At 61.6% G+C, this 21,208-nt stretch carries 21 protein-coding genes and 1 pseudogene; 11 read left to right on the top strand and 11 right to left on the bottom strand.

The window, feature by feature from the left end:
- Positions 1–327: 327 nt before the first annotated feature.
- Positions 328–1,848 carry an acetaldehyde dehydrogenase ExaC gene (gene exaC / locus V476_RS14215; RefSeq protein WP_024960643.1) on the bottom strand — a complete coding sequence of 507 codons (1,521 nt, stop codon included), beginning with the start codon at positions 1,846–1,848 and terminating at the stop codon, positions 328–330.
- A 225-nt stretch (positions 1,849–2,073) separates the two neighbouring features.
- On the opposite strand from exaC, the gene mpl reads away from it, so the two are divergent.
- The 3 genes from mpl to V476_RS14230 are packed head-to-tail and all read left to right on the top strand — an operon-like array spanning position 2,074 to position 4,326.
- Positions 2,074–3,423, top strand: coding sequence for a UDP-N-acetylmuramate:L-alanyl-gamma-D-glutamyl-meso-diaminopimelate ligase (gene mpl / locus V476_RS14220; RefSeq protein WP_016567092.1), 1,350 nt, complete (start codon positions 2,074–2,076; stop codon positions 3,421–3,423).
- Positions 3,420–4,049, top strand: coding sequence for a flavin prenyltransferase UbiX (gene ubiX / locus V476_RS14225; RefSeq protein ID WP_024960642.1), 630 nt, complete (start codon positions 3,420–3,422; stop codon positions 4,047–4,049). Before mpl ends, ubiX begins: the two co-directional genes overlap by 4 nt.
- The gene (locus V476_RS14230) at positions 4,042–4,326 is read left to right on the top strand and encodes a YceK/YidQ family lipoprotein (protein WP_024960641.1); all 285 of its coding nucleotides are present in this window, start codon (positions 4,042–4,044) and stop codon (positions 4,324–4,326) included. Before ubiX ends, V476_RS14230 begins: the two co-directional genes overlap by 8 nt.
- 268 nt (positions 4,327–4,594) lie before the next feature.
- On the opposite strand, the gene V476_RS14235 is transcribed toward V476_RS14230, so the two are convergent.
- The 3 genes and pseudogenes from V476_RS14235 to V476_RS14245 form a co-directional block, all read right to left on the bottom strand.
- On the bottom strand, positions 4,595–5,236 hold the full coding sequence (locus tag V476_RS14235; RefSeq protein ID WP_003393453.1) for an NAD(P)H-binding protein: 642 nt from the start codon (positions 5,234–5,236) through the stop codon (positions 4,595–4,597).
- Between the two features lie 25 nt (positions 5,237–5,261).
- Positions 5,262–6,988 (bottom strand): annotated as a pseudogene (locus tag V476_RS14240) (C13 family peptidase).
- 140 nt (positions 6,989–7,128) lie between these two features.
- Positions 7,129–7,584, bottom strand: a complete 456-nt coding sequence (locus V476_RS14245) for a MaoC family dehydratase (protein WP_024960640.1) — start codon at positions 7,582–7,584, stop codon at positions 7,129–7,131.
- Between the two features lie 201 nt (positions 7,585–7,785).
- On the opposite strand from V476_RS14245, the gene V476_RS14250 reads away from it, so the two are divergent.
- The 3 genes from V476_RS14250 to V476_RS14260 are packed head-to-tail and all read left to right on the top strand — an operon-like array spanning position 7,786 to position 9,466.
- Positions 7,786–8,148 (top strand): CidA/LrgA family protein, encoded by a 363-nt coding sequence (locus V476_RS14250; protein WP_003318668.1) that lies wholly within the window; start codon positions 7,786–7,788, stop codon positions 8,146–8,148.
- The gene (locus tag V476_RS14255; protein ID WP_003422277.1) at positions 8,145–8,861 is read left to right on the top strand and encodes an LrgB family protein; all 717 of its coding nucleotides are present in this window, start codon (positions 8,145–8,147) and stop codon (positions 8,859–8,861) included. The genes V476_RS14250 and V476_RS14255 overlap by 4 nt, the downstream gene beginning before the upstream one ends.
- Positions 8,862–8,875: 14 nt before the next feature.
- Positions 8,876–9,466 (top strand): LON peptidase substrate-binding domain-containing protein, encoded by a 591-nt coding sequence (locus tag V476_RS14260; protein ID WP_003318666.1) that lies wholly within the window; start codon positions 8,876–8,878, stop codon positions 9,464–9,466.
- 41 nt (positions 9,467–9,507) lie between these two features.
- Here the strand turns inward: V476_RS14260 and V476_RS14265 are convergent, their stop codons facing one another.
- From V476_RS14265 to V476_RS14290, 6 genes are all read right to left on the bottom strand, one after another.
- Positions 9,508–10,074, bottom strand: coding sequence for a DUF4136 domain-containing protein (locus V476_RS14265; protein ID WP_024960639.1), 567 nt, complete (start codon positions 10,072–10,074; stop codon positions 9,508–9,510).
- Between the two features lie 18 nt (positions 10,075–10,092).
- On the bottom strand, positions 10,093–10,731 hold the full coding sequence (locus tag V476_RS14270; protein WP_003393446.1) for a DUF4136 domain-containing protein: 639 nt from the start codon (positions 10,729–10,731) through the stop codon (positions 10,093–10,095).
- Positions 10,732–10,750: 19 nt separating this feature from the next.
- Positions 10,751–11,500 carry a methyltransferase domain-containing protein gene (locus V476_RS14275; protein WP_024665338.1) on the bottom strand — a complete coding sequence of 250 codons (750 nt, stop codon included), beginning with the start codon at positions 11,498–11,500 and terminating at the stop codon, positions 10,751–10,753.
- A complete protein-coding gene (locus V476_RS14280; RefSeq protein ID WP_010407916.1) occupies positions 11,497–11,802 on the bottom strand; it encodes a MazG-like family protein in 306 nt (101 codons plus the stop codon). The genes V476_RS14275 and V476_RS14280 overlap by 4 nt, the downstream gene beginning before the upstream one ends.
- A 121-nt stretch (positions 11,803–11,923) precedes the next feature.
- On the bottom strand, positions 11,924–12,781 hold the full coding sequence (locus V476_RS14285) for a MaoC family dehydratase (protein ID WP_024960638.1): 858 nt from the start codon (positions 12,779–12,781) through the stop codon (positions 11,924–11,926).
- Positions 12,782–12,811: 30 nt separating this feature from the next.
- Complete coding sequence (locus tag V476_RS14290; protein WP_024960637.1) at positions 12,812–14,167, bottom strand: 3-oxoacyl-ACP reductase; 1,356 nt, start codon at positions 14,165–14,167, stop codon at positions 12,812–12,814.
- Positions 14,168–14,275: 108 nt separating this feature from the next.
- Between V476_RS14290 and V476_RS14295 the strand changes: the two genes are divergently transcribed.
- The 3 genes from V476_RS14295 (at position 14,276) to V476_RS14305 (ending at position 17,441) form a co-directional block, all read left to right on the top strand.
- On the top strand, positions 14,276–15,553 hold the full coding sequence (locus tag V476_RS14295; RefSeq protein WP_024960636.1) for an acetyl-CoA C-acetyltransferase: 1,278 nt from the start codon (positions 14,276–14,278) through the stop codon (positions 15,551–15,553).
- A 179-nt stretch (positions 15,554–15,732) separates the two neighbouring features.
- Complete coding sequence (locus tag V476_RS14300) at positions 15,733–16,011, top strand: hypothetical protein (protein WP_004414921.1); 279 nt, start codon at positions 15,733–15,735, stop codon at positions 16,009–16,011.
- A 32-nt stretch (positions 16,012–16,043) separates the two neighbouring features.
- Positions 16,044–17,441, top strand: a complete 1,398-nt coding sequence (locus V476_RS14305; protein ID WP_024960635.1) for a DUF726 domain-containing protein — start codon at positions 16,044–16,046, stop codon at positions 17,439–17,441.
- A gap of 7 nt (positions 17,442–17,448) precedes the next feature.
- On the opposite strand, the gene V476_RS14310 is transcribed toward V476_RS14305, so the two are convergent.
- Positions 17,449–18,477, bottom strand: a complete 1,029-nt coding sequence (locus tag V476_RS14310; protein WP_004414924.1) for a bile acid:sodium symporter family protein — start codon at positions 18,475–18,477, stop codon at positions 17,449–17,451.
- A gap of 85 nt (positions 18,478–18,562) precedes the next feature.
- On the opposite strand from V476_RS14310, the gene V476_RS14315 reads away from it, so the two are divergent.
- Positions 18,563–19,366, top strand: coding sequence for an AraC family transcriptional regulator (locus V476_RS14315; protein ID WP_024661432.1), 804 nt, complete (start codon positions 18,563–18,565; stop codon positions 19,364–19,366).
- A gap of 244 nt (positions 19,367–19,610) precedes the next feature.
- The gene (locus V476_RS14320; RefSeq protein WP_003393432.1) at positions 19,611–20,507 is read left to right on the top strand and encodes a PA4780 family RIO1-like protein kinase; all 897 of its coding nucleotides are present in this window, start codon (positions 19,611–19,613) and stop codon (positions 20,505–20,507) included.
- Positions 20,508–21,208 lie beyond the last annotated feature (701 nt).

Here is a 21,208-nt window from a genome sequence, read left to right on the forward strand (position 1 = left end):
TACTCCATCCTGACCGGGAGTGCGAGTTTGCAGGCGTAAGCGGATTAGTCCAGGGCAGGATGCATCACGCCGCAGCGTTAAGCCGGGGCGTGATGCACAGGGTTGGTGCGTGATGTGTTTCTTGTTACCGCGCAATAGGGCTCGGTGCTATACACAAGTCCGCTTTTGATTCTGGCCGAAGGCCGTGGGAGCGAACGTGTTCGCGAAAGGGCCAGTAGATTCTCCGGGAAGGTATCGTCTGAACTACCGTCTTCGCGGACAAGCGAAGCGTCGTCCGGTCCGCTCCCACAGGGGGCGTGTTCCAACCTGACCAGGGGACCTAAATACCTAGAAGAAACCCAGCGGGTTGGTGTCGTAGCTCACCAGCAGGTTTTTGGTCTGCTGATAATGCTCAAGCGCGATTTTGTGGGTTTCGCGGCCGACGCCGGATTTCTTGTAGCCACCGAACGCGGCGTGTGCCGGGTACAGGTGGTAGCAGTTGGTCCACACGCGTCCGGCCTTGATCGCCCGGCCCACGCGGTAGGCGCGGTTGATGTCGCGGGTCCACAGGCCAGCGCCCAGACCAAATTCGGTATCGTTGGCGATGGCCACGGCTTCTGCTTCGTCCTTGAAGGTCGTGACGCTGACCACCGGGCCGAAGATCTCTTCCTGGAACACGCGCATTTTGTTGTTGCCTTTGAGCAGCGTCGGCTGGATGTAGTAGCCGGTGGACAGGCTGCCCTCGAGCTTCTCCACTTTGCCGCCGGTCAACAGTTCGGCGCCTTCGCCCTTGGCGATGTCCAGGTACGAAAGAATCTTGTCGAATTGTTGCTCGGATGCCTGGGCGCCGACCATGGTGTCGGTGTCCAGCGGGTCGCCGCGCTTGATCTTCTCGACCTTGCGCAGCACCGCTTCCATGAACTGCGGATAGATCGACTCCTGCACCAGCGCGCGGGACGGGCAGGTGCAGACTTCGCCCTGATTGAAGAACGCCAGCACCAGGCCTTCAGCGGCCTTGTCGATGAACTCTGGCTCGGCGCTCATGATGTCTTCGAAGAAGATGTTCGGCGACTTGCCGCCCAGTTCCACGGTGGACGGGATGATGCTGTCCGCCGCCAGTTTCATAATATGCGAGCCGACCGGTGTCGAGCCGGTGAAGGCAATTTTGGCGATGCGTTTGCTGCTGGCCAGCGCTTCACCCGCTTCGCGGCCATAACCCTGCACGATGTTCAGCACGCCGGGAGGCAGCAGGTCGCCGATCAGTTCGATCAGCACGCTGATGCCCAGCGGCGTCTGCTCGGCAGGTTTGAGCACGATGCAATTACCGGCAGCCAGCGCAGGGGCGAGTTTCCAGGCCGCCATCAGGATCGGGAAGTTCCACGGGATGATCTGCCCGACTACGCCCAGCGGCTCATGAATGTGATAGGCCACGGTATTGCCGTCGATTTCGGCGGCGCTGCCTTCCTGCGCACGCAGCACGCCAGCGAAGTAGCGGAAATGGTCGGCGGCCAGCGGGATATCGGCGTTGAGGGTTTCGCGGATTGCCTTGCCGTTGTCCCAGGTTTCGGTGATGGCCAGGACTTCCAGATTGGCTTCGATGCGATCGGCAATCTTCAGCAGGACCAGCGAGCGGGCCTGCACCGAGGTCGAGCCCCAGGCTGCAGCGGCGGCGTGCGCAGCGTCGAGTGCCTTGTCGATGTCTTCGGCAGTGGAGCGCGGAAATTCTGCGATGGCCTTGCCGGTGACCGGCGAAGTGTTGGTGAAATACTGGCCTTTGACCGGCGCGACGAACTCGCCGCCTATGTAGTTACCGTAGCGTTCCTTGAAGTTGACGATGGCGCCTTCGGTACCGGGATGAGCGTAACGCATGGTATGTCTCCTGGTTCTTGTTGTGAGGGAGTCTGTGTCGATTCTGCTTTCGGGTCGCTGACAATGAGCGTCCAAGAATAGGCCATTTGCATTCGGCCGTGGCTAGGACTTTAGGCTTATCTGCCGGGCATTGAAATGGGGCGTGTGCGCAAGACGACGGACAAACTCAGGGTGCCATTTCACCGCCCCTACGTTAACCTGCGCAGATGTTCTGAGAGGTTGGTCATGCATATTCATATCCTTGGTATCTGCGGCACGTTCATGGGGTCTCTGGCGGTGCTCGCCAAAGAGTTGGGGCACCGGGTCACGGGCTCCGACGCCAATGTCTATCCACCGATGAGCACCCAGCTCCAGGCGCAGGGCATCGAGCTGACCCAAGGCTATGATCCCGTGCAACTGATCCCCGCGCCGGACCTGGTGGTAGTCGGCAACGCGCTGTCGCGTGGCAACCCGGCGGTTGAATATGTGCTCAACACAGGTTTGCCGTATGTGTCTGGCCCGCAGTGGCTGGCGGACCATGTGCTGCAAGGCCGCTGGGTACTGGCCGTGGCCGGCACACACGGCAAGACCACCACCAGCAGCATGCTGGCCTGGGTGCTGGAACACGCCGGCATGAGCCCCGGCTTCCTGATCGGAGGCATCCCCCAGAACTTCGCCGTGTCGGCGCGTCTGGGCGAGACCCCGTTCTTTGTTGTCGAGGCCGATGAGTACGACAGCGCGTTCTTCGACAAACGCTCCAAGTTCGTCCACTACCGTCCGCGGACAGCGATCCTCAATAATCTTGAGTTCGATCATGCCGACATCTTCCCCGATCTGCCGGCCATCGAACGTCAGTTTCACCATCTGGTGCGAACTATCCCGAGCGAAGGCCTGGTAATCCACCCGACTACCGAGCCGGCGTTGTCGCGGGTCATCGAGATGGGCTGCTGGACGCCGGTACAGACCACGGGCCAGAACGGTCAGTGGCAGGCACGACTGTTGAGCGAAGACGGCTCGCGTTTTGAAGTGCTGTTCGAAGGCGAGCTTCAAGGCACTGTCGAGTGGGACATGACCGGTCAGCACAACGTGGCCAACGCCTTGGCGACGCTGGCGGCCGCTCGCCATGTGGGCGTCGTGCCGTTGCTGGGCGTGCAGGCGCTCAGTGCGTTCAAGAGCGTCAAACGGCGTATGGAAAAGGTCGCCGACGTGCGCGGCATCACTATTTATGATGACTTCGCTCACCACCCCACGGCTATCGCCACCACGCTGGACGGCCTGCGCAAAAAGGTCGGTGATGCATCGATCATTGCGGTCGTCGAGCCGCGCTCCAACTCGATGAAGCTTGGCGCGCATCGCGATGGCTTGCGGGAAAGCGTGAGTCAGGCGGATCAGGTGGTCTGGTACGCCCCGCCCAATCTGGGCTGGGACCTGGCGGCAACAGTCGCGGGAGGCACTGTGCCTGCGTTGGTCTGTGATTCCCTTGAGGCAATCATCGCCCAGGTCAAAAGCCAGGCGCAGCCCGGTACGCACATCGTGATCATGAGCAACGGCGGATTTGGCGGCCTGCATGGCAAGCTGGCGGAGGCGCTTGAATGAGCGGCCCGGAGCGCGTTACGGTTGCCATGACTGGCGCTTCTGGCGCGCCATATGGCCTGCGCCTGCTGGATTGTCTGGTGCGTGAGGACCGGGAAGTACATTTCCTGATCTCCAAGGCGGCGCAATTGGTGATGGCCACCGAGACCGATGTGCGCCTGCCGCCCAAGGCGATGATGATGCAGGCGTTTCTGACGGAGTACACCGGTGCGTCTGCCGGGCAGATTCGCGTCTATGGACGCGATGACTGGATGTCGCCAGTGGCCTCCGGCTCGGGGGCGCCCAGCGCGATGGTGGTGGTGCCGTGTTCCACCGGTTCGCTGTCGGCGATCGCCACCGGGGCCTGCAACAATTTGATCGAGCGCGCCGCTGACGTGACGCTGAAGGAGCGGCGCCAATTGATTCTGGTGCCGCGCGAAGCGCCGTATTCCAGCATTCATCTGGAACACATGCTCAAACTGTCGAACATGGGTGCAGTGATTTTGCCGGCGTCTCCCGGCTTTTATCACCAGCCGCAGACCATCGACGACCTGGTGGACTTTGTCGTCGCGCGGATCCTCAATCTGCTGAATATTCCTCAGGACTTGCTGCCGCGCTGGGGCGAGCACCATATTGGCAGCGATGAATAAGCTGCTGCTGGTCGCGCTTGCGCTGGCGCTGACCGGCTGCGCAACGGCTCGCACGCTCAATGCGGCCAAACCGGGTGCGCCGGTGGTGTATGCCGGTACGCGGTTGAATATGTATGCGCTGCAGGGCGGCTGCTGTGCCGCCGACCGATTCGGCGCAGAAGCTCCCAGCTACCCGGGCCTTGACCTGCCGGGCAGTGCGCTGCTCGACACCCTGCTGCTGCCACTGTCATTGCTGACGGCAGCGGGGCTAGGGGTTCAGGCTTCGGGCGGGCTTTAATGTGACGCAGATCATTCCCACGCGGAGCTGATCGTTATATACAAATCTGCTTTTGATTCTGGCCGCAGGCCGTAGGAGCGAGCCGGGCGACGCATCGCTTGTTCGCGAAAGGGGCGGTATGATCGCCGAAAATATACCGTCTGAAACATCGCATTCGCGAACAAGTTCGCTCCTACGGCCTCCGGCCAGAATCAAAATCGCACTTGTGTTTAAAGATGAGCGCGGAGCATGGCGACGATGATCCTGGCTGTGCTCCGGCGATCATCACCTACTTGCCCAGCTTGCGCAGCTCATCCGATTCGACGATCCGTTCGCCGTTTTGCTCTTCCAGCGCCAGCCGCCACAGGGCGCGGGCCAGGTGGCAGGCTTCGATGGCGCCGTATTTGCCGGGGATCAGCTTGGCGATGGGCGCCGCCAGTTGCTCGACCCAGCGGGTTTCAGGACGGCTGCCCACCAGCAGGGAAGGGCGGGCGATGGTCAGTTGCGGCCAGCCTTGCGCACGAAGCGCCAGTTCCATTTCGCCTTTGACACGGTTGTAGAAGGTGCTGGACGCCGGGTCTGCGCCGACTGCGCTGATCACCAGCAAGTGGCGAGCACCGAGTTCGCGGGCCCGGCTGGCGAACGCTGTGACCATGTCCAGATCAACCGCCTTGAAGGCGTCCTGCGAACCCGCTTGTTTGATCGTGGTGCCGAGGCAGCAGAATGCGATGTCCACCCGGCCAGACAGCGTTGGCAGCAGCGTCGCCAGCTCGCCGACCGGGTTTTCCAGGTGCGAGTGTTCGGCCAGCGGCTTGCGGGTCGGTGCCAGCACGCGGGTGACGGTCGGCTCGCTGAGCAGCCTGTCCAGCAAATGCTCGCCTGTCAGGCCCGTGGCTCCTGCGAGCAGGATGTGTTGCGGCGTCAGGTACATATCGTTCTCCTTGATACTGCTAAGCCTAGCGGCTAGTCGAAGTCTTCGCTTCCGTGCGGTTCAACGCCGTGCTCAACGCGCGTTCGGCTGGCTCTTGCGCAACTGCTGCCAGCGCGCCAGGACTCCTTTGGGTGCCCATATCTGCGGTTCGGAGGCTTCGAAGTTGTCTTCGGTCTCACGTTGCGCAACATAGGCCTTCGCTTCGTTGAAAGCGTGTTGCAGGTCATCGGTTTCGACCAATGCCCTGGCAAATAGTGCATCGCCAAAATAAGTGAAGTCCGCTTCTTCCGAACAGCCGAACGAGACGCGGTCGGCGCGTGAGGCGGTCATGATCAGTGTGCGCTCATCTTTCAGGTCAGGAATGAATCCGCCGGAATAACAGGCTGAAATCACCACGACCTTGTCACGGTTCTTCAGTGGCGCGAGGGCCGCTGCCAACGCGTCGGCGGGCAGGTCTGCCAGCGACAGGCGCGGCTGGTCGAGCACCAGTTCATGATCCTGAGTGCCATGGCTGGTCAGGTAAATGAACACCAGGTCTTCAGGCCCGGTGCGCTGGGCGAGTGTCTGCACCGCGCGGGTGATGGTCTCACGCGTCGCCATCGGCCGGTCATCCATGTGATCGCGATGATTGACCAGGCTGACTTGTCCGACGGCACCAAAACGCGACTTGAGCAGATTGCTCACGTAGTCCGCCTCGCGCATGAACACGCTCTGCTTGCCGTCGCCACCCACGACCAGCGTGTACAGCTCGGTGGCCGGTGTTGACGCTGGCACTGCCGCCAGTGCCTTGTCCAGCAGCGAACCCTGGACCAGCAGCCCGGCTTCAAGTGGGTCCGGCAGCAACTTGCCTTTGGCATCACGGATTCGCTCGCCGTTGGCCCAGATGCCGCGCTGCTCCTTGCCATCGGCGGAAATCAGCACGCCGTCGCCATGGTAGGTGTCATCGGCGAACTGGCCGATGTAGCGGCTGCCATCGGCCAGTAGCAACTGGCCCTGACCCATGAAGCGCCAGTTGTCGAAATCACCCTGGTAGCGGCTGCCGTCAGAGCCGATCAACTCGCCTTTGCCGGTCAGCGCGCCTTCCTTGAACTCGCCGCTCCAGACGTCGCCGTCGCTGTTTTCGTAGCGACCCTTGCCGTCCAGCTGGCTGTTGCGGAAATTGCCGACGTACTGATCGCCGTCGGTGCTGGTAAAGCTGCCGGTGCCCTGCAATTGACCGTCGATGAAATTGCCGCTGTATTGGTTGCCGCTGGCATCACTGCGCGAACCCTCACCATTGGCCTTGCCATTGGCGAACATGCCCTGATGCTGGCTGCCGTCTTCCAGTTCCAGGCGACCGGGGCCGTCGTACACGCCGGCCTTGAACTGGCCACGGTAAAGCACACCCTTGTCTTTCTGGGTGCCTTCGCCGTCACGCATGCCAAGCTTGAAGCTGCCGACATAGCTCGCGCCAGCGCGGGTGGTCAGTCGGCCTTGGCCATTGAACAGACCTTGCTCGAAACCGCCCTTGTAGACGTCGCCGTTGCTGGAGTGCCATTCGCCCTGGCCTTGCCGCAGGCCGTTTTCGAACTGACCTGCGTACCAACTGCCGTTGGGGTAATCGATGCGCCCCTGGCCCTGCAGGACGCCGTTGACCAGATCGCCCCGATAGCGTCCGCCGTCGGGCAGGCGACCGTCGGGTGGCAAAATTGATTCGCCATCACCGCAGCCTGCGATCAAGAGTGTCAAAGCCAATGGAGCGAGCGCGCGCATGTGAGATCCCGGAAGAATGATTCAGGGGCGAGCCCGGCTCCGCTTGAGCAGATGTTATGGGTCACGACCGCAGGGGAGTATGCCGCAGCGAGTCAACGGGATGAAACAGTCTGTTACGACTGTTTCATGTTTTAAACGCTTTACACGAAACACAACGTTAAAGGTTCGGCCACAAATGCGGGTTTTTCCTGACCTTCTATCTCCAGCGTGGCCGTTGCCTTGAGCAACCACTGTCCGGGTTTTTTCTCGCTCACGTCGGTCAGCTGGACCTTGAGGCGCACCCGTGAGTTGACCGTCACCGGTTGAACGAAGCGCACTCTGTCTATCCCGTAATTGACCGCCATCTTCAAGCCTTCGGGCAGTACCATGATGCCCTCCATGAGTTGGGGGATCAGCGACAACGACAGAAAGCCGTGTGCAATGGTCGCGCCGAACGGCGTCTGCGCCGCTTTGACAGGGTCGACATGGATGAATTGGAAGTCCCCTGTGGCGTCGGCGAACAGGTTGATACGCTGCTGGTCGATGGTCAGCCAGTCTGAATAGCCTGCGTCCTTGCCGATGTGTTGCTTGAGTTCTGCGACGGGTACAAAAGGCATGCTGCTCTCCTTGTCTGATGAGGGGCTATTGAGCTGCCTGCCCGCATCGGCTCATGCCTGCAGGCGAATGATCAGATCAGCAGAGGGCGGCTGGCCGGTCAAGCAACTGCGGCAATGCGAATACCCACTCATGACCTCTGGCGCAGCGTGTTTATAATGACGCCGATCGTTCGCCGGGTTCGTTTATCTGCTGGAGTCTTCATGCTGTTAAGGGGTTTGACATGGCTGGTGCTGTTCCAATTGCTGGGGACCGCACTCAACCACCTGTTTCTGTCGATTTTGCCGGGGCCGATCATCGGCCTTGTGCTGTTGATGGCCTATCTGATGTGGCGCGGTGAAGTCAGCGAGCCGATCAGCATGGCGGCCAGCAGTCTGCTGCGCTATCTGCCGTTGCTGCTGGTGCCGCCTGCGGTCGGGGTGATGGTGTACGCGTCGGCCATCGCCGAGGACTTCTGGGCTATCTTTGGCACGCTGACCCTGTCGCTGATGATTTCCATGGTCTTTGTCGGCTGGCTGATGCAGACACTGATCAGGCGTCAAGCTCAGCGCCGGGAGTTGCCATGAATCTTGACTGGCACGGTGCATGGTTGTCGGTGATTCACCACCCGCTTTTCGGCATCGCGATAACCCTGGGCGCCTATCAACTGGCGATGGCGGCCTACGAAAGAACCCGCTGGCTGTTTCTGCAGCCTGTGCTGGTCTCGATGGTGGTGGTGATCGGGGTCGTGCTGTTTTGCGACCTGGAATACACCGAGTACCGCAAAAGCACCGAGATTCTGGTCACGCTGCTGGGGCCTGCAACCGTCGCGCTGGCGGTCCCGCTCTACTTGAATATGCGGCGCATCCGCCAGTTGTTCTGGCCGGTCTTGACTACGCTGGTAGTCGGCGGGGTGTTTGCCACCGGCTTGTGCGTGGGGTTCGGGGTGCTGTTCGGTGCCGACCACATGATTCTGATGACCATGGCACCGAAGTCAGTGACATCGCCCATCGCCATGCTGGTCGCCGAGCAGATCGGCGGGGTTGCCGCACTGGCGGCGGTTTTTGTGTTGATTACTGGCGTATTCGGTGCAATTTTCGGCCCTGGTCTGTTGTCACTGATCGGGGTGGATAATCCTGCTGCCCGAGGCATGGCGCTGGGGCTTACCGCGCATGCGGTAGGCACATCCGTGGCATTGCAGGAGGGGGAAGAATCGGGGGCTTTTGCTGCGTTGGCAATGAGTCTGATGGGCGTTGCAACGGCATTGTTCCTGCCGCTGGCAATGTCGCTGGCCATTTAAAAGGAGGCTTTTCTATGACGCTGCCATTGTTTCCGCTGAATGCTGTGCTGTTTCCGGGGTGCGTGCTTGATCTGCAACTGTTTGAAGCCCGCTACCTGGACATGATCGGCCGCTGCATGAAGCAGGGGGAAGGGTTCGGTGTGGTGTGTATCACCGAGGGAAGTGAAGTCGGCTCAGTGCCGGGCGGCTACTCGATGATCGGCTGCGAAGCGCTGGTCACGGATTTTCAGCAGCAGGAAAACGGCTTGCTGGGCATTCGTGTCGTCGGCGGACGTCGCTTCCGGGTTGTCGCTGCTGAGGTTCAGCGCGATCAACTGCTGGTGGCCGAGGTCGAGTGGCTGGAAGAGCCCGTGGAGCGCCCGCTGCAGGAGGAAGACGCCGACCTCGTGGCCCTGCTCGAAGCGCTGGCCGAGCACCCTATGGTGGCTTCCTTGAACATGGGCGTGTCTGCCGGTGGGCAATACGCGTTGTCCAACCAGCTTGCCTATCTGCTGCCGTTCACCGAAAAAGACAAAGTGGAGCTGCTGGAAATCGACGATCCCGAAGAGCGCCTCGACGCGATTCAGGAATTGCTAGATGAAATGCAGGGCGATCTGCAGGCCTGAGCCTCGCTCGACCTTTTCATTGCGCAACACGTCAGGCGGGCTTAGCGCGGTGGATACTGCTCCAGGATTTTCGCCACTGTGGTGCGCATGGCCTGATCGCGTTCGGACGGGCTGCCGGCGTTGTCGTTGAGGATGCGCTCGGTGCTGCCGCGCCAGACCAGTTTGCCGTCCTTGCCGTCGAACATATCGATCTGCACGGTGCCGACCTTGTAATCGACGCTGCGGGTTTCGGTGTTTATCGGCCCGTTCCAGTAGCCATAACCACCCCAGGGGCTCCAGCCGCCGCCATAGTTGGTGCTGACCGTCTGCTGACGGTTTTCGACAATCAGCCAGGCCTGCACTTTCAAATCCGGCCTGGCACCGCCTGTTGCCATGCGCAGACCGCGCTGGTCCAGCTGCTCGCCGATCGACTGGCGAAGGCGTTGCTCGGTCAGGTCGCTCTTGAGCCTTGGATCATTGTCGGGCTGATACTGAACGGCGGGCTCTTTCCAGCTCCAGCTGCGATAGCCGCCGAAATCCCGCTGGGCATCGAAGTCGCGATTGATCGAGTTGCTCTGACAGGCCGTCAGCAACAAGGCACAGGTCAGCAGAACGATACGGCGAAACATGGCAGTTCTCCGAAAGGGTTACGAAGGCGGGTAGGCCGCCAGAGCCTGTTGCACGGCCTGACGCAACGCACTGCTGCGGTCGGCCAGATTATTGCTGGCGCGCGCATCGGCGCTGGCGCTCCATACCGGCTGGCCGCTGCGCGCGTCGATCAGGTTGATCTGCACCACCATGACCTTTTCCTGATAGGTGCGCACCACCGGCACACTGGCGTAGCCGCCATAACCGGGCCGGTATCCATCGTAGCGCCCATAGCCCATGCCGCCCCCATAGTAGGGATCGTAATCTTCACGCACTTGACGCAGTCGGGTTTCCTGCCGGGTCGTGGTCGTGACGTACAGGTCTGCCGGCTGATTGCCGCGAGCCGGTCGCAAGCCACGCTGGTCCAGGCCGTTGCTCACGGCTTCGACCACCTGCGCCGAATCCACCCACGCCGTTCCGGGCGGCAGCTGGCCGTTGAGCCAGCCCCAGGATCGATAGCGTCCATAGTCACGCGGCGGCGCAGGATAGGCGCTCATGTCCAGCGTCTTTGCCGCCTGCGCAGGAGCGGGAGGCATGGGCAGAGAGCTGGCAACATACGGGTTGTCGCTCTGGCAGGCGCTGATCCCGAGCAGAGCGGTTCCAAGCAGCACGGCAAACAAGGCAGAACGGTGTTTCATGTTGGGCTCCGCAGTGATGTCAGACCGGACGGCACATCCAGTGAAGGTATCGACCCAGCCCGGCAAAGGCTGGATGACGCCGGTGCGCCAGTTCCATTTCCAGCAGATCCGTCAGCTCGGCCCGAGCCTGGAATTCAACCGGCATGTAATCGTGAAATACCCGCACCCCGCTACGGGTTTCGACTTGCCACAGTCCTTCAAGTTGCGTCGCTAGCTCCCGAGGGTCGAGCGGTTGCTGAGGCGTCAGGCTCTGTTTTTCCCCGGCCATGTCATTTTTGCGCATCTTGCGGAAGTGGCCCTTCAGCAGGTTGCGATAGATCAAGGCATCGCGGTTGTAAAACGCCAGCGACAACCAGCCATCGTCCTTGGTCAACTGGCGCAGCACCGGGAGGATGCTGTGCGGCTCGGCCAGCCACTCCAGCACCGCGTGGCACAGCACCAGATCATAAGTGTCGCTCAGTAAATCGGGCAGTGCCTGCCACGGAGCCTGAATGAAGGTTGCCGTCTGTCCGGCATCGGCGAAGCGCTGACGTGCGCCTTCGAGCATCGGCTCGGCGGGTTCGGCCAGGGTCACCTGATGACCCTGTTCGGCCAGCCAAAGTGACATGTGGCCCAGCCCGGCGCCGATATCCAGTACATGAAGCGGTCGCGCCGGCAGGGTCTCGGTCAGGTCGGCCTGCAGCACCGCCAGACGAATGGCTCCCTTGGCACCGCCATAGATCTTTTCCGCAAAGCGGGTCGCCAGCTGGTCGAAATGCCGATCACTCACTTGGCAAATCTCCGCTCGCTGTCAGCCAGCTTGTTACGCACCACTGTGTCCATGTCCAGGCCCAGTTCGCTGCACAGCAGCAACAGGTAGAGGACGATGTCGCCGACTTCCTGGCCGGCGTGCTCCAATTGGTCGGCAGGCAGCTCGCGGGACTGGTCTTCGCGCAGCCACTGGAATATTTCCACCAGCTCGGCCATCTCCACACTGGCAGCCATGGCCAGGTTTTTCGGGCTGTGAAATGGCTTCCAGTCGTTCTGGTCGCGGATGCGGTGCAGGCGTTGGGTCAACTCGTCGAGGTTCATCGTGCTCTCCTGAAGACGCATAGCTTCAGGGGGAACGGGTCGCCAGGCAAGTGGGCGTTGAGGTTTGTTCAGCCGTCGATGGGAGCAGGGCTCCCGTCAGAGGTGTTCATCAGCCTGTACGTCACTCGCTGAGAGGCTGCCAGCTGCCGACCATATGCACGATGCCCTCCTGGCCTTCGACACGGAACTGGCCTTGCGAGCCAGCGGCACTGGCCGACAGCGTCACGTCTGCAGGCAGGCGTACAGGCTTCTGGAACTGCACGCTGATCTCGACATTCGAGGCCGGCAAATGCTCGCCCAGCGCCGCGAGCGTACGGGCCTTGAGCCACATGCCGTGGGCGATGGCGCGAGGGAAACCGAACAGCTTGGCGCTGGGGGCGCTGAGGTGAATCGGGTTGTAGTCGCCCGACACCTTGGCGTACTCGCGGCCTATCTGCGCCGTCGCCCGCCAGCCTTGCAGCTCGCTGAGTGGTAGCGGCGCGGCTTCGGGATAGCTCACTGGGCTGTCTTCCAGATGCACGGCGGTGCACAGCAGGGTGCTTTCTTCTTCCCACAACAGCCCCATGCCGTCTTCGGCCTGAGTGACCAGCGTGAACGTTGCACCCTTGGCGTGCGGGCGCAGATCAGTGGCCTGAACACTGATGTACAACTGGCTCACCCCGCCCAGTGGACGATGCGTACGGGTGCGATTGGCGAGGTGAATCAACCCCAGCAGCGGAAACGGAAACTCCTCGGAGGTCATCAATTGCATTTGCAACGGAAACGCCAGCACGTGCGGATAGGTCGGAGGCAGCAGGCTGCTCTCTTCGAATCCGCAGACCTTGCGGTACGCTTCAAGCTTGTCGGTATCGACCGCGATCCAGCTGCGCAAGCCCAGATCGGGTAGCTGCATCCCGGTGACCTTGCGCCTGAGCGCTGCCTGGATGAACAGGTTAGACAGGGGCTGCAGGGAATTGAGGTAGCGCCAGTGAGCCGTCATCATCCATCTCCTTGAATTCGATGCGGGTGCTTAAGCCCCGATCACGTTTTGACCACATACACGTAGAACCTGACCGCTCACCGCGCCGCTGCCCGGCTGGCTGAACCACGCCACTGCTTCGGCAACGTCCTGGGGCGAACCGCCCTGACCCAGCGAACTCATGCGCCGCCCGGCTTCACGCAGGGTGAACGGCATGTGCGCGGTCATTTTGGTTTCGATGAAGCCCGGCGCGACGGCGTTGATGCTGATGCCGCGTGACTTGAGCCCGGGGGCCATGGCCCGTGCAAAACCGATCAGACCGGCCTTGCTGGTGGTGTAGTTGGTTTGCCCGCGATTACCGGCGATGCCGCTGATCGAGGCCATGAGCACGATCCGGGCGTTGTCCTTCAAGGCTCCCGCGTCGAGCAGCACCTGAGTCAGCACTTGCGGCGCATTGAGGTTGACCGCCAGTACCGAGTCCCAGAAATCTTCCGGCATGTTGACCAGTGTCTTGTCGCGCGTGATGCCGGCGTTGTGCACCAATATGTCGACGCCGTCCGGCAGGTGTTCGAGCAATTGTGCAGGGGCATCTGCAGCACAGATATCCAGTGCCAGAGCCTGACCGCCAAGCCGCGAGGCCAGTGCTTCCAGCTCGTTTTTGGTCTGCGGTACATCCAGCAGAATGACCTGCGCGCCATCACGGGTCAGCGTTTCGGCGATCGACGCACCAATGCCGCGTGCCGCGCCCGTCACCACGGCCTTGCGCCCGGCCAGCGGGCGGGTCCAGTCCTGCACCTTGCTCGGGCAGGCACTCAGGTGGACGAACTGGCCAGAGATGAACGCTGCCTTGGGCGTGAGGAAGAAGCGCAGGGCACCCTCCAGTTGATCCTGCGCGTCGTCATCCACCTGCAGCAACTTGACCGTTGCGCCATTGCGCACTTCCTTGGCCAGTGAGCGGCTGAAGCCTTCGATGGCCTGTTGAGTGCTGGCCGCCAGCGGATCATCGAGTGTCTCGGGGGATTTGCCGAGGATGACCACATGCGCGCAGTGATCGAGGTTGCGTAGCAGCGGCTGAAAGAAATCCCGCAACTGCCTGAGCTGATCGGTGCGCAGGATCTGGCTGGCGTCGAAAACCACTGCTTTGAGGCGCGGTCCTTGGTTGGACACCCACGTCGTGGCGCCGGGCATGTCGCTGCCGAAACTGTACAGCGAGTCGGTCAGGCGGCTGGCGAACTGGCGGACTTGATCCCCCAGCGGTCCTGCGCTGATCAGCAATGTTCCTTCGACGGGCCGAAGACGTCCGGCCTGCCAGCGCTCCAGGTGAGTGGGGGCGGGCAGACCGACGGCCTTCACCAGGCGCCGACCCATGTCGGAGTTGGCGAAATCAATATAGCGATCTGACGGCATGGAACACTCTCCTGAAGTCGGGGTTCAAAGGAATGGACCACGGTGGCATGACGTTTGTTCTTGCGATCGACACGGCTCATTCATTCGCTTGAAGAAAGGGAGTTTTCCATGACGCATCCTCGTCGGGTCGCCATCGTCGGCGGTAACCGCATTCCGTTCGCGCGCTCCAATGGCCCTTATGCCACGGCCAGTAATCAGGACATGCTCACGGCTGCTCTGGAAGGGCTGATCGAGCGCTTCAATCTGCACGGGCTGCGCATGGGCGAGGTGGTGACGGGCGCGGTGCTCAAACACTCCAGAGACTTCAACCTGACCCGCGAATGCGTGCTCGGCTCGCGGCTTTCGGCACAGACCCCGGCTTACGACATTCAGCAAGCGTGCGGTACGGGGCTTGAAGCGGCTTTGCTGGTGGCCAACAAGATCGCTCTGGGGCAGATCGAGTGCGGCATTGCCGGCGGCGTGGACACCACGTCCGATGCGCCGATCGGCGTCAACGAGGGGCTGCGCAAGATCCTGCTGCAGGTAAACCGCAGCAAGACGCCCGGTGACAAACTCAAGGCCCTGATGCAGTTGCGGCCACACCACCTCAAGCCGGAGCTGCCGCGTAACGGCGAGCCACGCACGCGCTTGTCGATGGGCCAGCATTGCGAGCTGATGGCGCAGACCTGGGGCATAGAGCGCGGGCCGCAGGATCAGCTGGCGCTCGAGAGCCATCTGAAAATGGCGGCAGCCTACGCCGAGGGCTGGCAGGATGATTTGATGACGCCTTATCTTGGGCTGATCCGTGACAACAACCTGCGTCCGGACCTGACGCTTGAAAAGCTGGCCAGCCTCAAGCCCGCGTTCGAGCGCAGCGCCAAGGGCACCTTGTCGGCGGGCAATTCGACACCGCTGACCGATGGCGCGTCGGTGGTGTTGCTGGCCAGCGAGGAATGGGCTCGCGAGCGGGGCCTGCCGGTGCTGGCCTACTGGCGCGATGGCCAGGCCGCAGCGGTGGATTTCGTCAACGGTGCAGAAGGGCTGCTGATGGCGCCGGTCTACGCCGTTCCGCGTCTGCTGGCCCGCAATGGCCTGACCCTTCAGGACTTCGATTACTACGAAATCCACGAAGCCTTCGCCGCGCAGGTGCTGTGCACCCTCAAGGCCTGGGAAGACGCCGACTACTGCAAGACCCGTCTGAGCCTGGACGCGCCGCTGGGGTCGATTGATCGTAGCAAACTGAACGTCAAGGGCAGCTCACTGGCTGCCGGCCACCCGTTCGCTGCGACCGGAGGCCGCATCGTCGCCAACCTGGCCAAGCTGCTGGACGCGGCAGGCAGCGGACGCGGATTGATTTCGATCTGTGCCGCAGGCGGCCAGGGCGTGACGGCGATTCTGGAGCGTTAGGCAAATGGCTGGGGTCATGGGCATAATCCACAACTGACTTACGCAGAGCATGGGCACGATCGCGGTCTACCTGACGACTATCGTTCCTCAGCGTGGGAATGCATGTCGTGACGCTCCGCGTCACACCCGTGCGCGGGATGATCGATCAGCATTATTGGCCTGTAACGTCGAGGTAAGGCATGGGGTTCATCATTGGGGTATCGGTACTTCTGATTCTGATCGGCACCGTGCTCTATCTGTTCGACAAAGGCGCGCAGACTCGTTGGCTCAGGCCGTATATCGGGCTGATGCTGATCGGTCTGCTGATCGGCGGGATGGGCTTGCTGGTGGGGTTGGTCTCCGATGAAATAGAGGTTTATTTCCTGCTGGTGGCCAAATGGGTCATCGCGGTGACCGGTATCATGTTCTGCCTGCGACTGATCGTACTGATCGCCAAGCGCTTCATCGCCAGCAATTGAGCGTGCAATCCGCCGATGTGTGACAGGACAACGTGGAAAATCATTTCAAGTTTCTGACCCTGCCCAAGACCTCGGGAGAGGTCGCCAACGTCTTCATTCACGGCTATTCGTCAGGGCATGATCTGGATGACCGACGCCTGTTGGCCAACAGCATCCCCGGCGCTTTGCGCCAGAGTGTGAACATTCTGGCGTTCTGGCCATCCAGCCATTTCACCCAGATGGACAACCGTTCCCGTGGCTTGCTGATGGCTGCTGCCCGTGTGCACCCGCTCGCGGGCGCGGCGGCGCTGGCGGGGGACCGGGTCGTTCACTTTGCGCGTATCCGCAACCGTGCCCGCGACATGGGCAAGGTGCTGTTGGCGCAGCTGGATCGCTACCTGTTCGAGCATCATCCCGACGTCAAGCAAGTCAACCTGATCGGCCATTCACTGGGCGGCCGGCTGCTGGTCAGCGCGCTCAAGGAGCTGCAGCAGCCACCTGAACACGGGCTGGTGGTGGGCGATGTATTGCTGATGGCCGCTGCCGTACGTATCGATGCCGCCGAGGCCGAACTGCTCAAGCAGAGAATCAGCGGACGGCTGATCAATGCGTATTCCACAGAAGATCATGTGCTCTTGCTGAATCTGGGCGAGAGGAGCCTGGGGCGCACGCCGGTCGAGCACTTTGAGAATGTGCGCATGCAGGGTTATCGCCATCACCATTACTGGCAGCGCTTGCAGGAAGTATTGATCGCCACCCGCTTCAGTGGCTGTGAAGGGCTGGAAACTGGCATTACGGTGCTACCGACAATGACCCGCGACCCGGTCCTGCAGGACGTCTGGCTGCACAGCGTTCTGGCCCGTTCGCCGGACTACGTGCTGGAGGCGGCCATCAAGCATTTGCGCAGCAGCCGCTGGACGCGCCTCAAGGCCACTGAAGCGGACCGCACCTACGCCTTCGTGCGCGAATTCCAGCTGGTCGCCGGGCACTTTCTGATCAATGCCGCCCGGCGTCGCGGCGTGCCCTACACGCGAGTGCTGGGCATGCTGGCGAGGCAATACGGCCTGGGAGAAGCGCTGCACCAGTGCGCGACGGTGGTTGAAGTGGAGGAGCTGCTGCTCAGAACGTTCTTTCGCCATGCGTTCAACAGCGCGCACCCGCTGGTGCAGATGCCGCGTGCCAGTGTCCGCGCGATGAGCTGGGATATCTATGCCGCGCATGTCGATGCCCTGGCCGAGCGCCTGACCGTGGCGGCATTTTTCAAGACCGCCCAGCCCGACGAGGCGCCCGGCGCGGTCAAGGGCTTGCTGGGTGCAATTCGCCAGGCCCCGGTGCAACGCTTGCTGACGCACTTCGGCACTGCGCTGCGGCCGGGTTATTCCGCACTGATCCCAACGGTGGCGATCGTCTTCTACGCGCGCGTCACGCTGGATGATGACGCGTTGATGTAAGCCGTATTCACGCGGCTTGAGCTTCTTCCAGCGCGGCGGCCGAAAGCTGCTGGCGATGGCGACTGGCGTAGCTCTCGGCGATGATCGAGCACACGATCAACTGCATCGGGTGGTAGATCATGATCGGCAACAGAATCAGGCCAAGCCCCGGATTGCTGCCGAAAATCAGTGCGGCCATCGGCGCGCCCGCAGCGAGGGACTTCTTGGTGGCGCAGAACACCGCCGCGACCTTGTCGGCATGATCGAACTTGAGCACCCGCGCCGTGCGGGTCGTCATCAACAGGATCACCGCCAGCAGCAGCGCGGTGCCGATGAACGCCGTCAGGATCACGCTGTTGCCCTGGCTTTGCCACATGCCGGAGATCATCGAGTTGCAGAACGCCGCATACACCAGCAGCAGAATCACCAGCTTGTCGATCAGGTTGGTGTATTTCTTGTGACGGGCGAAGAACTTGCCCAGCAACGGCCGCATTAACTGGCCAAGCACCAGTGGCAGCAGGAGCATGGCGCACAGGTCGAGCAGCGTATCGCCCAGATCGATCCCGCCAGCGCCGGTGCCGACCACCAGGCTGACCAGCCACGGGGTGATAAAAATCCCGATGACGCTGGACATGCTGGCGTTGAGAATCGCTGCCGGGACATTGCCGCCTGCGCTGCCGGTCAGCGCCACCGAGGAGGAAATGGTCGAGGGCAGGGCGCACAGGTAAAGGAAGCCCAGCATCAGCAGCGCCGGCACCTGTGAGCCCAGCAGCTTGTTGCACGCCAGCCAGATCAGCGGGAACACCACGAACGTGAAGACCTGGATCATCACGTGCAGACGCCAGTTGGTCAGGCCTTTCTTGATCTGCTCGCTGGACAGGTTCACGCCATGCAGAAAGAACACCACGAACACGCCGACCTTGATGACGTATTCAGCGTGCATGTTGCCGCCGGTAGCGCCGAAACGCGGAAAGAAGTAGGCCAGCACCGTCGCCAGGACCATGCCCCAGAGGAACCAGTCGGTGGCGACGCGTTTGAAGTGTTTGAGTGATTGCATGCGGGGTCCGGAGAATTTTTGTAAACAGAGATGCGTGCAGGCTACTCTGTTGCTCCATAGCCGTCTTGCGACATAAGGCCATAAGATGCCGAGTAACGGACAGATCAATCAGCGGCAGCCCGCGGGCGAACGGCAGATACCGGCCTTGTCCGGCCTGCCGCGCCCGCTGTATGCCCGTGCCGAAAGCCTCAGCGCCGGTTCGTGGACGCCGCCCCATCGCCATGATTGGGTGCAGTTTTCCTATGCGATCAGCGGGGTTCTGGGGGTGCATACCGCCGAGGGCAGTTTCTTTGCGCCGCCGCAGTGGGGCGTCTGGGTGCCTGCCGGGCTTGAGCATGAGGTGGTGACCTCCATGCGCGCCGAAATGCGCAGCCTGTACATTCGCACGGCTGATTCGGGGTGGGCACCGCAGCGCTGCCGGGTACTGGAAGTCACGCCGCTGGCCCGCGAGCTGATCAAGAGCTTCTGCCTGTTGCCCGTGGATTATCCTGAGCAGGACAGTCATGAGGCACGACTGGTGCAGGTCCTGCTGGATCAACTGGCGCAATTGCCCGAAGTCGGCTTCTCACTGCCGTTGCCACGTCATCCGCGTTTGTTGGGGCTGTGCAACGAGTTGATCGAGGAGCCGGGGCGGTTGATCACCCTGCATGACTGGGCTGCCCGTCTGGGGACCTCCGAGAAAACCCTGATGCGGATGTTTCAGCGCGAAACCGGATTGAGCTTTCGCGGCTGGCGGCAGCGGGCACGGCTGCTGTCTTCGCTGTCTGCACTGGAAGAGGGCGCCAGTGTGACGCATACCGCGCTGGCCTGCGGTTATGACTCGACGTCAGCGTTCATCGCCGCGTTCAAGGGTTTGTTCGGCCATACCCCCGGTGACTTGTTCAAGTAAGGCCTGGATGCCTTGTGCACTAACGAGTGCATCCAACGCTGTTTTTTCTGTTTTTACATGTTTTGTCCCGGAATATCTTTCACCGGCTGTACGGCACGAAAGGTGCTTTAAACCGGGGGATTGCGTGGTTTTTTCTTAAAAAACCTTTCAATCCACAGGGGGTTACCCCTACTCGCTGGCGGAGGATTGCCGTATAACGGCAACAATCGCGTATCTGGCAACAAAGGACCCACAATAAAAGCTGATGAAAACTCCTAAACGCATTGAACCCCTGATCGAAGACGGTCTGGTCGACGAGGTGCTGCGCCCGCTCATGAGTGGTAAAGAGGCAGCTGTTTATGTGGTGCGTTGCGGCAATGAGCTGCGGTGTGCCAAGGTTTACAAGGAGGCTAACAAACGCAGTTTCCGTCAGGCGGCCGAGTATCAGGAAGGTCGCAAGGTACGCAACAGCCGTCAGGCCCGCGCCATGGCCAAGGGCTCGAAGTTCGGGCGCAAGGAAACCGAAGACGCTTGGCAGAATGCCGAAGTGGCTGCGCTGTTTCGTCTGGCTGGCGCAGGTGTCCGGGTGCCCAAGCCGTACGACTTCCTGGAAGGCGTGCTGCTCATGGAGCTGGTGGCTGACGAGTATGGCGATGCAGCGCCGCGTCTGAACGACGTTGTGCTGGAGCCGGATCAGGCGCGCGAGTACCACGCGTTCCTGATCGAGCAGATCGTGCTGATGCTGTGTGCCGGTCTGGTGCACGGTGACCTGTCCGAGTTCAACGTGCTGCTGGCGCCGTCCGGTCCGGTCATCATCGACTTGCCGCAAGCGGTCGATGCCGCGGGCAACAACCACGCGTTCAGCATGCTGGAGCGCGACGTCGGCAACATGGCGCTGTACTTCGGCCGCTTCGCGCCGGAGCTCAGAAAAACCAGGTACGCCAAGGAAATGTGGTCGTACTACGAGGCAGGCACCTTGTCGCCTGCCACGGTGCTGACCGGCGAATTCGATGAGCCGGAGGACGAAGCCGATGTGGGCGGCGTACTGCGCGAAATCGAAGCCGCCCGCCTCGACGAAGCCCGCCGCCAGGCAGCTCGCGCGGCAGACGACGCGCCACCGAGCAAATCCACCGAAGAACCACCACCGCCGTGGATGCAGTAACGCCCTTTCGCGAGTAAGCGCGCTCCCGCAGGGAGTGCGTGTGGCAGGCGCTCCGTCGAGTGATGCAGTAAGTAATACCACTGTGGGAGCGAGCTTGCTCGCGAAGGCGATTGATCAGACGCGCTGTTTTCGGAGCCTGTACCGGCCCTTTCGCGAGCAAGCTCGCTCCCGCAGGGAGTGCGTGTGGCAGGCGCTCCGTCGAGTGATGCAGTAAGTAAGACCACTGTGGGAGCGAGCTCGCTCGCGAAGGCGATGGATCAGGCGCGCTGTTTTCGGAGCCTGTACGGGCCCTTTCGCGAGCAAGCTCGCTCCCACAGGGAGTGCGTGTGGCAGGCGCTCTGTCGATTGAATGCAGTAAGCCCCTTGTGGGAGCGAGCTTGCTCGCGAAGGCGATGGATCAGGCGCGCTGTTTTCTGAGCATTTACGGGCCCTTTCGCGAGCAAGCTCGCTCCCACAGGGAGTGCGTGTGGCAGGCGCTCCGCCGATTGAATGCAGTAAGACCCTTGTGGGAGCCAACTTGCTCGCGAATGCGATGGATCAGGCGCACTGTTTTCGGAGCCTGTACGGGCCCTTTCGCGAGCAAGCTCGCTCCCACAGGGAGTGCGTGTGGCAGGCGCTCCGCCGATTGAATGCAGTAAGACCACTGTGGGAGCGAGCTTGCTCGCGAAGGCGATGGATCAGACGCACTGTTTTCTGAGCCT

This window comes from Pseudomonas syringae KCTC 12500 (assembly GCF_000507185.2).
In the GTDB taxonomy this organism is placed as follows: Bacteria; Pseudomonadota; Gammaproteobacteria; order Pseudomonadales; family Pseudomonadaceae; genus Aquipseudomonas; species Aquipseudomonas syringae.